Consider the following 12,564-nt stretch of genomic DNA (forward strand, 5'->3'; position numbering starts at 1 on the left):
AAGGGTCCAGTCGTTGCGAGCAGTTCGCAACGACTGGACAGCCCTCCCGCTTCGCACTATCTTGAAGGCTGTCCGGGATACCCCACCCACCGGACCAAAAGGGCGGAAGCCGGGAGAGTCTCTGTCATGTATCGCGACAACAGCTTGATGCCGAGCGAGGCGATCCGCCTGCTGGCCCTGGGCATCCTCACCGAAAGCGAGCGCTCCTACGCCGAACTTGCTTCGGCCGTTCGCCATTTCACCGAGCGCCTCGTGGGACCGTCGCTGGACCTGATCGCCCAGCCGCTGGAACTGCTGAAGGTCGAGGGACTGGTGGAAGCCGTGGATGGGCGGGGTCTGGCGGACAATGCGCATCTGCGCATCACCGCGGCCGGGGAGGAAGCGCTGCAGACGCTGCTGCGCGCCAATCTGCGCTCGCAGATCAATGACCTCAACAAGCTGATCATCGCCTTGAAGGTGCGTTTCCTTCACCTGCTGCCGGAGGCGGAGCTGCGCACTCAGGCCGAAATGATGGTTGAGCTCTTCGAGCGCGATCTGGCCCGACTGCTCGACCTGCGCCAGCACCACGCTCGTGAGGCAGGCGCCCTGACAGCCTGGCTCGACCTGGAAGTGGCGCAAACGCGCGCGCGCCTGGCCTGGTTCGAGGCGCTGGCGACCGGCGCGCGAACCTGACCCATTCCACCCGCCGGGGGCATTCTGCACCCAGCTGCATACCCAGAAGCGTGACACGCGGCCGCGGAGCGCGGACCTGCGATTTTCGCAACATGCCCGTGGACATAGCTGTCTTGCACGATAAGATTTCGCGCCCAGCCCAGCCGGGCTGTGAAGGCAAGAATGCCGCGAATAAGTTCAGGGAGCCCCGATGATGCTCAAGACCACTCCGCGTATCCTTACGCTCGGCGCGACGGCGCTGGGACTCGGCCTGGCCATGGCCGTGCCCGGGAACGCCGAAGCCCGCGATTTCACCGTCACCTCCTGGGGCGGCAACTATCAGGATGCCCAACGCGAGATCTATTTCGAGCCCTACAAGGAAGAGACCGGCAATCCTCTGCTCGAGGATGTGTGGAACGGCGGCGTGGGCGCCATTCGTGCCAAGGTCGAAGGCGGCGCGTCCGACTGGGACGTGGTGCAAGTCGAGACCGAAGAGCTGGTGATCGGCTGCGAGGAAGGCCTTTATGAACTGCTTGATTGGGATGAGCTTGGCCTGTCGGGTCAGCTGATTCCCGGCGCCGAGCATGAGTGCGGCGCCGGCACCATCGTCTGGTCCACCGCCCTTGCCTATGATGGCGACCGCCTGGATGAGGGCCCCGAGGGTTGGGAAGACTTCTGGGACCTGGAAGCCTTCCCGGGCAAGCGTGGCCTGCGCCGCGGCCCGCAGTATGCGCTCGAGTTCGCCTTGCAGGCTGACGGCGTGCCGGTGGACGAGGTCTACGACGTGCTGGCCAGCGACGAGGGCGTCGACCGTGCCTTCGCCAAGCTGGACGAGATCAAGGACGAGATCGTCTGGTGGGAAGCGGGTGCGCAGCCGCTGCAGCTGCTGGCCGCCGGCGAGGTGGTCATGACCAGCGCCTATAACGGCCGCGTGACCGGGGCCAACAAGACCGATGGCCGCAACTTCAAGGTCGTCTTCCCGGGCAGCCTCTATTCCATCGACTACTGGGTCATCCTCACCGGCAGCCCCCATGTCGAGCAGGCGCACGAATTTATCAAGTTCGCCAGTGAGCCGGAGCGTCAGGCCCTGCTGCCGAACTATGTGGCCTATGGTGTGACTCATGTGGACGCGGCGGACAGCATCTCTGAAGCGGACCTGCCGGATCTGCCGACCGCGCCGGACAACCTCGCCGTCACTGCCCAGCTCGACACCGAGTTCTGGGTGGATAACATCGAGCGCCTGACCGAGCGCTTCAATTCCTGGATCGCGCAGTAACGCGCTCTTCCTGACGCCGCCCGCCCTGGCAGAGCACAGCTGCTCGAGGGCGGGCGGTTTTTCCTATCGGAGCATTTCCGGGGCATGACCGTTTCGACCGCCACCGCGCTTACCGGCAGCGATCTGAAGCGTCGGCTGCGCCGTGCCGAATGGCGCGGGCGGCTGCGTGCCATCGCTCTGGTGGTGCCACTGCTTCTCTTCCTGATATTCTTCTTCGTCGTGCCGATCGCGCGCATGATGTGGCTGAGCGTCGACAACAGCGAACTTCCCTCGACCCTGCCGCGCTTTGCCGCGGCGATCCAGCAGTGGGAGCCTACGGAGACGCCGCTGCCGGAGGAGTCGGTCCTGGCGCTCTTTGCCGAGGAACTGCGCGCGGCAGCGCAGGCGCGCGAGCTTGCCGGCGTGGCGCGCCGGCTCAACACCGAGGTGCCCGGCTTCAGGACCACGATCATGGGCACCGCCCGACGGCTGCCCGACAGCCCGGAAGGCAGCTGGTCCGAAACCCTTGTCGGCATCAACGACGACTGGGCGGAGGCGGAAACCTGGCTGCTGCTGCGCCGTGCCTCCACGACGGTGACACCCTATTATCTGCTGGCGTCGATGGATCTGCGCTTGGGGGCCGAAGGCGGTGTGGAAGCGGCACCTCGGGACCAGGCGATCTATCGCGACATCTTTGCGCGCACCTTCACGATCGCCATCGGGGTGACGCTGCTCTGCCTGCTGCTGGGCTATCCCCTGGCCTACAAGCTGGCGACCCTGCCGGCGCGGATCAGCAATCTGCTGCTGATCCTCGTGCTGCTGCCCTTCTGGACCTCTTTGCTGGTGCGCACGACCTCCTGGATCGTGTTGCTGCAACGCGAGGGGCCAATCAATCAGGCGCTGCAGGGCGCCGGAGTGATCCAGGACCCCTTGCAGCTCATCTACAACCGCTTCGGCGTCTACGTCGCCATGACCCATATCCTGCTGCCCTTCATGGTGCTGCCGCTCTATTCGGTAATGCGCGGCATCAATCCGGCGCTGCCGCGCGCGGCGACCGGCCTGGGCGCGCATCCCTTTACGGCCTTCAGGCGCGTCTACCTGCCGCTGACGACGCCGGGCATCGGCGCCGGCTGCCTCTTGGTCTTCATCCTGTCCATTGGCTACTACATCACGCCGGCCCTGGTGGGCGGCGCCAATGACCAGATGGTGAGCTGGTTCATCGCCTTCTTCACCAACCAGACGGTCAACTGGGGCATGGCCTCGGCGCTTGGTTCGCTTCTGCTGGTGGCGGTGCTGATCATCTACTGGCTCTACATTCGTCTTGTGGGCGTCGAACGCATGAGGCTCGGCTGATGGCGCTGCCGCAGACCTACACCCGCGAACAACGGATCTGGCACTGGACCCACTGGGGCATCGTGGTGGCGGTGCTGCTCTTCCTGGTCCTGCCGATCCTGGTGATCGTGCCGCTGTCCTTCTCCGCCGGCTCCTTCCTGTCCTTCCCGCTGCCGGGCCTTTCCCTGCAGTGGTACCAGGAACTCTTCTCGTCCGGTCCCTGGCAGCTATCCTTCCGCAACTCCATCGTCGTGGCGGTGGCGACCACGCTGCTTGCCACCTTCCTCGGCACCCTGGCGGCCATGGGCCTGAACCGGGCCGACTTTCCGGCCAAGAGCGCGGTGATGGCGCTGCTGATCTCGCCGATGGTGGTGCCCATCGTCATTGTCGGTGTCGGTATCTACTTCTTCTATGCGCCGCTGGGCCTGACCGGCAGCCTGCTGGGTCTCACCCTGGCGCACACCGTGCTGGCGGTGCCCTTCGTCGTCATCACCGTCAGCGCCACCCTGGCCGGCTTCGACTACAATCTGGTCCGCGCTGCCGCCAGCCTGGGCGCGCCGCCGGTCTTGACCTTCCGCAAGGTCGTGCTGCCGACCATTGCCCCGGGTGTGGTTTCGGGTGCCATTTTTGCCTTTGTCACCTCCTTTGACGAGGTGGTGGTGGCGCTCTTTCTCACCGGCCCGGGGGAGCGTACGCTGCCGCGGCAGATGTTCGTGGGCATCCGCGAGAACATCTCGCCGGTGATTGCGGCGGCGGCTACGCTGCTGATTCTTCTGTCGATCCTGCTGATGGCGACCACGGAGCTGCTGCGGCGTCGCTCCGCCCGCCTGCAGGGGCGCGAGTAAGGTTCATGCTTTTCCCGCATAGCTGATCTGTGGCCGGTCGCATAAACGACTCTTGCTCCTGCTGCGTTTACTGGCAGTAGATGTCCTTCTGGCGGGGACTCGCCGGGTCGGTCCGCGATGCGGACACGGCATCCCCCCAAGCGAGCACCCCTTTTTGGCGACGGCGTTCAAGTAGGAGCAGCCCCACGTGCGCACGCGATTACGCACCGTTTTGCCCCTTGCGGCCTTGATGTTCGGCGGGTCCAGCGCGACCGCGCCCGGCCAGGCCGCCACGGCATCCTCGACTGCGCAGCTTCCGGCGGTGGCCGGGGCCGCGCCGGGTGAACTTGCCGGCAGCTTCGATCTTACCGGGGAGCTGGCCAAGCTCCGGCCGCTGGCGGGCAACTATGCCGATGCCGAGCTGCCGGAGGATGTGCACGCCACCGCCCTGATCGGGGCATCCATTGCCGACGTGCAGGGCAACCGCCTGGCCCGAATTCGCGACCTGCTTGCCGATCAGCGCGGCAAGGTCATGGCCGTGCTTGCGGCAAGCGGGGGTTTTCTCGGATTGTGGGAGCGGCGGGTGGCCGTGCCCATCGAGGAGTTGCTCCTGGAGCGCAAGGAGGGCGACGACTATCTCTCCGCGCTCAGCGAGGACGAACTGGCCGAACTGCCGGACTACGAGCCGCCGGCTTCGTCGGGATAGACCACAGCCGTCAGATAGAGCCCTTCCGGTGGCGCCGTGGCGCCGGCCAGGCGGCGGTCGCGCGCGTCCAGCACGCGCGTGATGTCGTCGGGCGTCCAACGCCCCAATCCCACCAGCTTGAGGCTGCCCACCAGGTTGCGCACTTGATGGTGCAGGAAGGATCGGGCAGCGGCCTCGATCCGGATCTCATCTCCAACGCGCATCACTTCCAGCCGATCCAGCGTCTTGACGGGCGAGGCCGCCTGGCAGGCCGTGGCGCGGAAGGAGGTGAAGTCCTGCCGGCCGAGCAGCCGCTGGGCGCCGGCCTGCATCGCCTCGGTATCGAGGGGCTGCGGCACCCACCAGACGCGTCCGCGATCGAGCACCGGCAGGCTGCGCCGGTTCAGGATGCGGTAGAGATAGCGCCGCCCAATGGCGGAAAAGCGAGCATGAAACCCGGGTGCTGCGCGCCGGACCTCCAGGATGGCCACCGGCTGTGGCTTGAGGTGGAAGTTGACCGCGTTGCGCAGCGTCTCCGCCGAGGTCTCCCGCGCCAGGTCCAGGTGCGCCACCTGTCCGGTGGCATGGACGCCGGAATCCGTGCGTCCCGCTGCCTGCACCAGGACGCTTTCGCCGCTGAAAGCGGTGACGGCCTCTTCCAGTGCTGCCTGCACCGAAGGGGACGTGTCCTGCCTTTGCCAGCCGGCGAAGGCGCCGCCGTCGTACTCCAGCAGCAGGCGCCAGCGGGTCACGAAAGCTGCGTTCCCGGCGCGATGGCGAAGCCGCGGAGCAGGGCGTCCGCGTCCATGGGCGCGCGGCCGGCGCGCTGCAACCGGATGAGGCGCAGTGCGCCTTCGCCGCAGGCGACCGTCAGCCGGTCATCCAGCACCTGGCCCGGCGCGCCTTCGGCACTCACCGCCTCGGCTTCCAGCACCTTGATGCGCTCGCCGCCGACCTCGAACCAGGCGCCGGGCCAAGGAGTGAAGGCGCGCACCTGCCGGGCCAGCGCCTCGGCCGGGCGGCTCCAGTCCAACTGTGCTTCCTCCCGGCGAAGCTTTTCTGCGTAGGTGACGCCGGTCTCCGGCTGGAGCTGCGGCTGCAGCCGGCCGACCGCCAGTCCTGCCAGGGCCTCGACAAGCGCCGCGGCGCCCAGCTCGGCCAGGCGTTCGTGCAGGCTGGCGCCCGTGTCCCTTTCGGTGATGGCCACGCTTTTGCTCAGCAGCATGGGGCCGGTGTCCAGCCCCTCGTCCATCTGCATGATGGTGACACCGGTTTCGCGATCGTCGGCGAGGATGGCCCGCTGGATCGGCGCCGCGCCGCGCCAGCGCGGCAGCAGCGAGGCGTGGACATTGATGCAGCCCAGCCGCGGCGCTTCCAGTATGGCTTTCGGCAGGATGAGGCCGTAGGCGACCACGATCGCCGCATCCAGTTCGAGGGCGGCAAAGGCCGCCTGTTCTTCGGGATCGCGCAGGCTGCGTGGTGTGCGCACCGGCCAGCCGCGTTCCTCCGCCAGTCGCTGCACCGGCGAGGGGCGCAGCTTGTGTCCGCGGCCCGCGGGGCGCGGTGGCTGGCTGTAGACGCAGGCGATCTCGTGTCCCGCTTCGGCCAGGGCGGCGAGGCAGGGCACGGAAAAATCCGGGGTACCGAGAAAGGCGAGGCGAAGCGGTGTCATGGGCCGCTCATTAGCACGACCAACCGCGAGGCACAGCCCTTCTGCGCTCGGCTCAGTGCAGATCGCGTTCAATTGGAATCGCTTCGCGGTCCAAGTAGATCGCGTGAATCTGCACGATCTCTTTGGTCTAGGAGGCGGCGGAGTAGGCCGGGAGCTGCTCGCTTTTGCGCGCCTTGGTGAGCTTGCGCAGGATCATGTTGCGCTTGAGGGAGCTCAGGTGGTCAACGAAGAGCGTGCCGTCGAGGTGGTCGATCTCGTGCTGGATGCAGGTGGCGAGCAGACCGTCGGCCTCCATCTCGCGGATCTCATTGTCCTGGTCAATGAAGCGCACGCGCACCTGCTTCGGCCGTTCGACCTCGGCATAGTGCTCAGGCAGCGAGAGGCAGCCCTCGTCGTAGGTGCCGAGCTCATCCGAGTGCCAGAGGACTTCCGGGTTGGCCATGCGCAGCGGCTGCGCTTCTTCCTCATCCCGGGAGATGTCGACCACGATCACCCGCTCCAGCACGCCCACCTGCGGTGCGGCCAGCCCGATGCCCGGTGCGGCGTACATGGTCTCGAGCATGTCATCCATCAGCTGGCGGATGCGGGCGTCGACCTTTTCCACGGGCTTGGCCCGACGCTTGAGGCGCGGATCGGGCGCGGTGAGGATGGGAAGCTTGGCCATAGGGAAAACTTTCGTCGCACTGGGGTGGTCGTAAAGGGGTGTCGGTCCGGGGGTTACTGCCCGGAATGTGAATGTCCTGCGGTTTAGCTATGTCGCAGAGGCCACAGCGTCAAGATTGCTCGGCAGAGTGAGGGCGTCGACGGGTCGGGCGGACCAGCAGCAGGAAGACACTCAAGGCCAGCACGGCCCAGCCGAGGTTGATCACCGCCATGAAGTCGGTCCAATGCTCCTGGACCAGGCCCACCAGCTGGGCCGAGCCGGCGCCCAGGCCCATCTGCAGGAAGCCGGCCAGGCCCGAAGCCGCCCCGGCCATGGCGGGATAGACGCTGACCGAGCCGGCCAGGCCGTTGGCGATACTCATGCCGTTGCCGAGCGACACCAGGAACATGGGCATGAAAAGGGTCCAGGGCGACAGCAGGCCGCCCAGCGCGAAGGTGGCTATGAGGCCAACCCCCACCAGCGCCAGGAGGGTGCCCGTCAGGATCATCCGGTCCACGCCCAGGCGCTGCGAATAGCGACCGGAGGCGAAGTTGCCGAGGAAGTAGCCGAATGAGACCAGGATGAACCAGAGCCCGTAGCCGAAGGGTGTCAGACCCAGCACCTCGATGGTGAGATAGGGGGCGCCCGCCAGAAAGGAGAAAAAGACCGCCGAGGTGAAGGCGGTGGGCAGAGCGTAGCCGAGATAGCGCGGGCTTTTCAGGAGGCGCCCGAAGCCCAGGATCATCGCCACGCCGCCGCTGTCGCTGCTGCGGTGGTGGTTGGTCTCGTGCAGCCAGCGCATCGCGGCAAGCAGGGCCGCCAGCCCTGCGGCGGCCACGAGGTAGAAGCTGGCCTGCCAGCCGAAATGCACGTCGAGCAGGCCGCCGATGGAGGGCGCCATCATCGGGGCGGCGACCCAGGCCATGGTGATGTAGCCGATGACGCTGGCGGCTTTGTCTCGCCCGTAGAGATCGCGCACGATGGCGCGGGAAAGGACCAGACCGGAACAGCCGCCCACCGCCTGCAGGATGCGGGCGATGATCAGGTATTCGAGCGGCGGTGCCAGGGCGCAGATGACGCTGGCCACCACGAAGAGCGCCATGCCGCCGAGCAGCAAGGGCCGTCGGCCGAAACGATCGGACAGCGGGCCGTAGAAGAGCTGACTGACCGCCAGCCCCACCAGATAGAGCGTGAAGGTGAGCTGGATCGTGCCGTAGTCGACCTCGTAGAAGCGCGCCAGGCCGGGGATCGAGGGCACGAAGATGTTGAGTGCAAAGGGGCCGATGGCGCTGACCGCCACCAGGATAGCAATCGGCGGCTTGGGACGGTCAATGGCGGTGGGCGGCGTGGCCTCGGCTGCGGCGGTCATGCGTCTCGTTTCTGGCTGTTGCGTCAGCGGAACTGACTTATTCAGGGTAGCCCGCCCGGCAACCAGGTCAAATCGCAGCAGCCATGCAGCAAGCGCAAGCGGGCGCCTGTCGTTTCACCTCTGCTTTTGCGCCTATTCCGCCGCGCGCCGTGCTGCAAGGGCGGCGGCTTCCAGGCCCTGGCCCAGGTCCGCGATCAGGTCTTCCACCGTCTCCAGGCCAATCGACAGGCGGATCACCTCCTCGCCGGCGCCGGCCGCCTGGCGCTGCTCCTCGGAGAGCTGGCGATGGGTGGTGGAGGCCGGGTGCAGGATCAGCGAGCGGGTGTCGCCGACATTGGCCAGGTGGCTGAAGAGGTTGACCTCCTCCACCAGCCGCACCCCGGCGGCATAGCCGCCCTTGAGCCCGAAGGTGAAGACCGAGCCGGCCCCGCGCGGCAGGTATTTGCCGGCCAAGGCATGATAGGGATTGTCCGGCAGTCCGGCATAGGAGACCCAGGCCACCTCGTCCTGCTCGGCCAGGAAGGCCGCGACCTTGAGCGCGTTGCTGCAGTGCCGCTCCATGCGCAGCGCCAGGGTTTCCGTGCCCAGCAGGGTGAGGAAGGCATGCATCGGCGCCATGGTGGTGCCCAGGTCGCGCAAGCCCACGGCGTGGGCGTGGGTGGTGAAGGCCAGATCGCCGAAGGTCTCATGGAAGGCGAGGCCGTGGTAGGCGGGTTCCGGCTCGTTCAGGCCGCGGAAGCGCTCCCCCGCCGCCGTCCAGTCGAAACCGCCGGAATCGATCACGGCGCCACCCATGGCGGTGCCGTTGCCGGAGAGGAACTTGGTGGTGGAGTGCACCACCAGGTCCGCCCCCCACTCGATCGGCCGGCAGAGCCAGGGGCTGGCCAGGGTGTTGTCGACGATGAGCGGGATGCCCGCCTCTTTGGCGATGGCGGCCAGGGCTTCCAGGTCGCTCACCACGCCGCCTGGATTGGCCAGGGATTCGACGAAGATGGCCTTGGTCTTGGGGGTGAGCGCACCGCGCACCGCTTCCGGCTCGTCCACATCGACGAAGCTGACATGCCAGTCGAACTTGCGGAAGGTCTTGCCGAACTGGGTGATCGAGCCGCCGTAGAGTCGGGTGGAGGCGATGAAGTGGTCGCCGGGCTCCATGAAGGCGAAGAAGGTCAGCAGCTGGGCCGCGTGCCCCGAGGCTGTGCAGGTGGAGCCCCGTCCGCCTTCCAGATTGGCCAGCCGCTCCTCCAGCACGGCAACGGTCGGATTGGTGAGGCGGGAATAGATGAATCCGAAGGTCTGCAGGTTGAAGAGGCTGGCCGCGTGCTCGGCGTCGTGGAAGGCGTAGGAGGTGTTCTGGAAGATCGGCGTCTGGCGCGCGCCGGTCACCGGTTCCGGCTGCGCGCCGGCGTGGATCATGCGGGTCTCGAAACCGTATCTCTCCGGCGTGCGATCACCCTTGTCGCCCGTGTCCTTGCTCATGCCAGCCTCACCCTGCGCCGTTTGGCGGTGATTACCTTGGTGTCGAAGCCGCCCCAGGCCAGCTCGGCATTGAGGCGTCCGAACTCGATCTTCGGACAGCGGTCCATGACCACTTTCATGCCGGCCGCTTCGGCGCGGGCGGCGGCGGCGTCATCGCGCACGCCGAGCTGCATCCAGATCACCTCGATCCCCTTGTCCTGCTGGAGAGAGAGGGCCTCGTCGACAACGCCGCCCGCCGCCTCCGAGGCGCGGAAGATGTCCACCATCTCGAAGCGCTCGGGAATTTCCGCCAGCGACGCATAGACCCTTTCGCCCAGGATCTCGCCTCCGGCCTGGCCCGGATTAACCGGAATGACCCGGTAGCCCTTTTCCTGCAGGTACTTCATGGCGAAGTGGCTCGGACGGTTCCACTTGGCGCTGGCGCCGACCATGGCGATGGTCCGCACGGACTGCAGGATGGAGAGGATGTAGGCGTTGGAATAGCTGTCGTGCTGCATGCCCTAGCCTATAGCAGTTGCGGCTTCAGCCGTCATGGAATTGCCGCCAAGCTTTACTCTGACTGAGTCTGGGGATCGATCCGGGGGGAGCCAAGAGGGTCGGGCCCACCGCGCGGGTCGAGCAGGCGGCCGAGGCGCAGGCTGGCGGTGCGGGCAAAGCGCAGGGTGACCGCCTTGCGCCGGGCCGGTGGCAGACGCCGCCGTGGCGGCATGCGCAGCACCTCCGCCATCCAGGCATCGGCCACGATCAGCCCGCACTCGGCCGGCAGAATCTCCTGCGGGAACTCAGGCGGCACGGCGAACAGCAGCCTTTCGCACCAGTCCAGATACTCGGGCCACTTGCCGTCGCAGCGAAAGTCGGCGAGCGAGGACTTCACCTCGACCGCAAGCAGTTCCCCGTCGCGGCCGAGCGCCATCACGTCGATGCGCCGCCCGCTGGTCAGGGTGAACTCCGTCACGCTGGCGTAGCCCAGGTCCTCCAGCAGGCGGCTGACTCCCCGGGCCAGCCGCTGCGCCTTTTCTCGCCCTTCCGGCAGCGGGTTGAAGTCCTGCATCACGTCTCCTTCGGCCTGTTCTCTTCGCCTGGCGCCTGCTCATCGCCACCTGGTTCCACTTCGGCCGCCGGATGCTCGTCCTCTAGTGCGTCCGGCAGGTCGTCTTCCAGCATCGTTGCCGCGGCCTGCGCCTCTGCCGCTTCAGGGGTGGTGGTCTCGCTGCGCGGGTCGAGTTCAAAGACCATCGCCGAGGTGCGCGGCTCCATGAGCACGAAGTGCTCGCGCTCGTCGGCAGGAATCGGGGCGCGCTGGCGGATGCGGTGGATCACGAAAAGGGCAAAGAGGAAATGCGCGACAGCCGTGGCCGCGAAGAGACCGGAAGGGCCGAGCCAGGACATGGCCGAGGCGGCGAGCAGCGGCCCTGCCACTGCGCCGGCGGCATAGGTCAGGAGCAGGCCGGCTGAGGCCTCCACCGCGTCCTCCGGCGCGATGAAGTCATTGGCATGCGCGATGCAAAGCGCGTAGGCGGAAAGCGCAAAGGCCCCGAAAAATCCGGCGAGCACCAGCAGCGGTATCGGCAGGTGCGCGCTTTGAAACAGACCGATCCCTGCCAATCCGGCCGCCAGGCAGGCGCCCAGGATGACGAGGCGCCGATCGATCTGATCCGACAGCCGACCCAGGGGCCATTGGGCGAGGGCACCGGCGAAGACGGCGACCGCCATGAAGGTGGAGACCGCTTCCGGCCCCTCGCCCAGAGCGGTGACGTAGGCGGGTGCGACCGTCCAGAAGGCGCCGCTGGTCATGCCCACGGTGAAGCATCCCAGAATGCCCACCGGCGAGAGGTGATAAAGGTGCCGCAGCCGCAGGCGCACGGTCACCGGGGGCACCGGCGCGGCTGCGCGGGTCAGGGCGATGGGCACCACTGCGAGCGTCATCAGCACCGCCACCAGGCTGAAAAGCGCCGGACCGGATGGGGAGTCGAGCAGGAGCAGAAGCTGACCGCCGGTCATCGCGCAGAGATTGACGACGATGTAGACCGAAAGCACCGTGCCCCGAGAGGCGTTGTCCACCGACTGGTTCAGCCAGGACTCGATCACGGTGTAAAGTCCGGCGAGGCAGAGGCCCGCCACGATGCGCAGGGCCGCCCAGGCGTAGGGCAGGGGGAAAAGCGCATGCACCAGGGGGACGGCCACCACCAACGCCGCCAGGGCGGCGAAGGTGCGAATGTGGCCCACGCGCTGGATCAGGTGCGGGCCAAGAACGCAGCCGAAGCCGAAGCCGAAAAAGTAGAGCGAGCCCAGCAAGCCGATGACGGGCGTGGAGAAGGCCTCCAACTGCGCCCGCACCGGCAGCAAGGTGCCCAGCAGGCCATTGCCCAGCAGCAGCAGGGCAACGGAAACGAGCAGCGCGAATACGGGTGCAAGCGTACGGCCCATGGTCCACTCCGGAGAGGCTGGCGCTCCTCTTGGCCGGCGGGAGCGGGGCCGTCAAGCGCGTCCTCGCAGGCTGCGCGATTAGCGCTTGCTCTTTGACGGAAAGCTTGCACTATCGCCGCTGTTACAGGGAATCAGAACAATTTTGTGAGTTGATGCGCGGGGCGTGCCGCAAGCAGGACCCATGTTTCGGCAATCGTTCCTCAGCCGCCGATTCTTGCCGGGGCGGCCTG

General features: G+C 66.9%; 13 protein-coding genes. 5 read left to right on the plus strand and 8 right to left on the minus strand.

The features are described 5' to 3' along the window. Positions 1–126: 126 nt before the first annotated feature. The 5 genes from ABZ720_RS06760 (at position 127) to ABZ720_RS06780 (ending at position 4,768) form a co-directional block, all read left to right on the plus strand. Positions 127–672 carry a hypothetical protein gene (locus ABZ720_RS06760; protein WP_366554746.1) on the plus strand — a complete coding sequence of 182 codons (546 nt, stop codon included), beginning with the start codon at positions 127–129 and terminating at the stop codon, positions 670–672. Between the two features lie 190 nt (positions 673–862). After that, positions 863–1,927, plus strand: coding sequence for an ABC transporter substrate-binding protein (locus ABZ720_RS06765; protein ID WP_366554747.1), 1,065 nt, complete (start codon positions 863–865; stop codon positions 1,925–1,927). Positions 1,928–2,011: 84 nt separating this feature from the next. Continuing rightward, positions 2,012–3,259 carry an ABC transporter permease gene (locus ABZ720_RS06770; protein ID WP_366554748.1) on the plus strand — a complete coding sequence of 416 codons (1,248 nt, stop codon included), beginning with the start codon at positions 2,012–2,014 and terminating at the stop codon, positions 3,257–3,259. Continuing rightward, positions 3,259–4,083 carry an ABC transporter permease gene (locus ABZ720_RS06775; protein ID WP_366554749.1) on the plus strand — a complete coding sequence of 275 codons (825 nt, stop codon included), beginning with the start codon at positions 3,259–3,261 and terminating at the stop codon, positions 4,081–4,083. The genes ABZ720_RS06770 and ABZ720_RS06775 overlap by 1 nt, the downstream gene beginning before the upstream one ends. A 187-nt stretch (positions 4,084–4,270) precedes the next feature. Continuing rightward, on the plus strand, positions 4,271–4,768 hold the full coding sequence (locus ABZ720_RS06780) for a PRC-barrel domain-containing protein (RefSeq protein ID WP_366554750.1): 498 nt from the start codon (positions 4,271–4,273) through the stop codon (positions 4,766–4,768). On the opposite strand, the gene truA is transcribed toward ABZ720_RS06780, so the two are convergent. The 8 genes from truA to ABZ720_RS06820 form a co-directional block, all read right to left on the minus strand. Continuing rightward, positions 4,741–5,499: a tRNA pseudouridine(38-40) synthase TruA gene (truA, locus tag ABZ720_RS06785; RefSeq protein WP_366554751.1), complete on the minus strand. Its 759-nt coding sequence runs from the start codon at positions 5,497–5,499 to the stop codon at positions 4,741–4,743. The genes ABZ720_RS06780 and truA overlap by 28 nt on opposite strands. Further along, a complete protein-coding gene (gene fmt, locus ABZ720_RS06790) occupies positions 5,496–6,419 on the minus strand; it encodes a methionyl-tRNA formyltransferase (protein ID WP_366554752.1) in 924 nt (307 codons plus the stop codon). The genes truA and fmt overlap by 4 nt, the downstream gene beginning before the upstream one ends. A gap of 127 nt (positions 6,420–6,546) precedes the next feature. After that, entirely contained in the window at positions 6,547–7,083 is a 537-nt protein-coding gene (gene def, locus ABZ720_RS06795; RefSeq protein ID WP_366554753.1) for a peptide deformylase, read from the minus strand. 109 nt (positions 7,084–7,192) lie between these two features. Continuing rightward, the gene (locus ABZ720_RS06800) at positions 7,193–8,431 is read right to left on the minus strand and encodes a multidrug effflux MFS transporter (protein ID WP_366554754.1); all 1,239 of its coding nucleotides are present in this window, start codon (positions 8,429–8,431) and stop codon (positions 7,193–7,195) included. A gap of 132 nt (positions 8,432–8,563) precedes the next feature. After that, on the minus strand, positions 8,564–9,907 hold the full coding sequence (locus ABZ720_RS06805) for an O-acetylhomoserine aminocarboxypropyltransferase (RefSeq protein ID WP_366554755.1): 1,344 nt from the start codon (positions 9,905–9,907) through the stop codon (positions 8,564–8,566). Next, a complete protein-coding gene (locus ABZ720_RS06810) occupies positions 9,904–10,404 on the minus strand; it encodes a CoA-binding protein (protein ID WP_366554756.1) in 501 nt (166 codons plus the stop codon). The genes ABZ720_RS06805 and ABZ720_RS06810 overlap by 4 nt, the downstream gene beginning before the upstream one ends. A gap of 53 nt (positions 10,405–10,457) precedes the next feature. Then, positions 10,458–10,958: an MmcB family DNA repair protein gene (locus ABZ720_RS06815; protein WP_366554757.1), complete on the minus strand. Its 501-nt coding sequence runs from the start codon at positions 10,956–10,958 to the stop codon at positions 10,458–10,460. Further along, positions 10,958–12,334 carry an MFS transporter gene (locus ABZ720_RS06820; protein ID WP_366554758.1) on the minus strand — a complete coding sequence of 459 codons (1,377 nt, stop codon included), beginning with the start codon at positions 12,332–12,334 and terminating at the stop codon, positions 10,958–10,960. The genes ABZ720_RS06815 and ABZ720_RS06820 overlap by 1 nt, the downstream gene beginning before the upstream one ends. Positions 12,335–12,564: the final 230 nt, after the last annotated feature.

It is taken from the genome of Aquibaculum sediminis (genome assembly GCF_040712085.1).
Taxonomy (GTDB): domain Bacteria; phylum Pseudomonadota; class Alphaproteobacteria; order Kiloniellales; family DSM-21159; genus Aquibaculum; species Aquibaculum sediminis.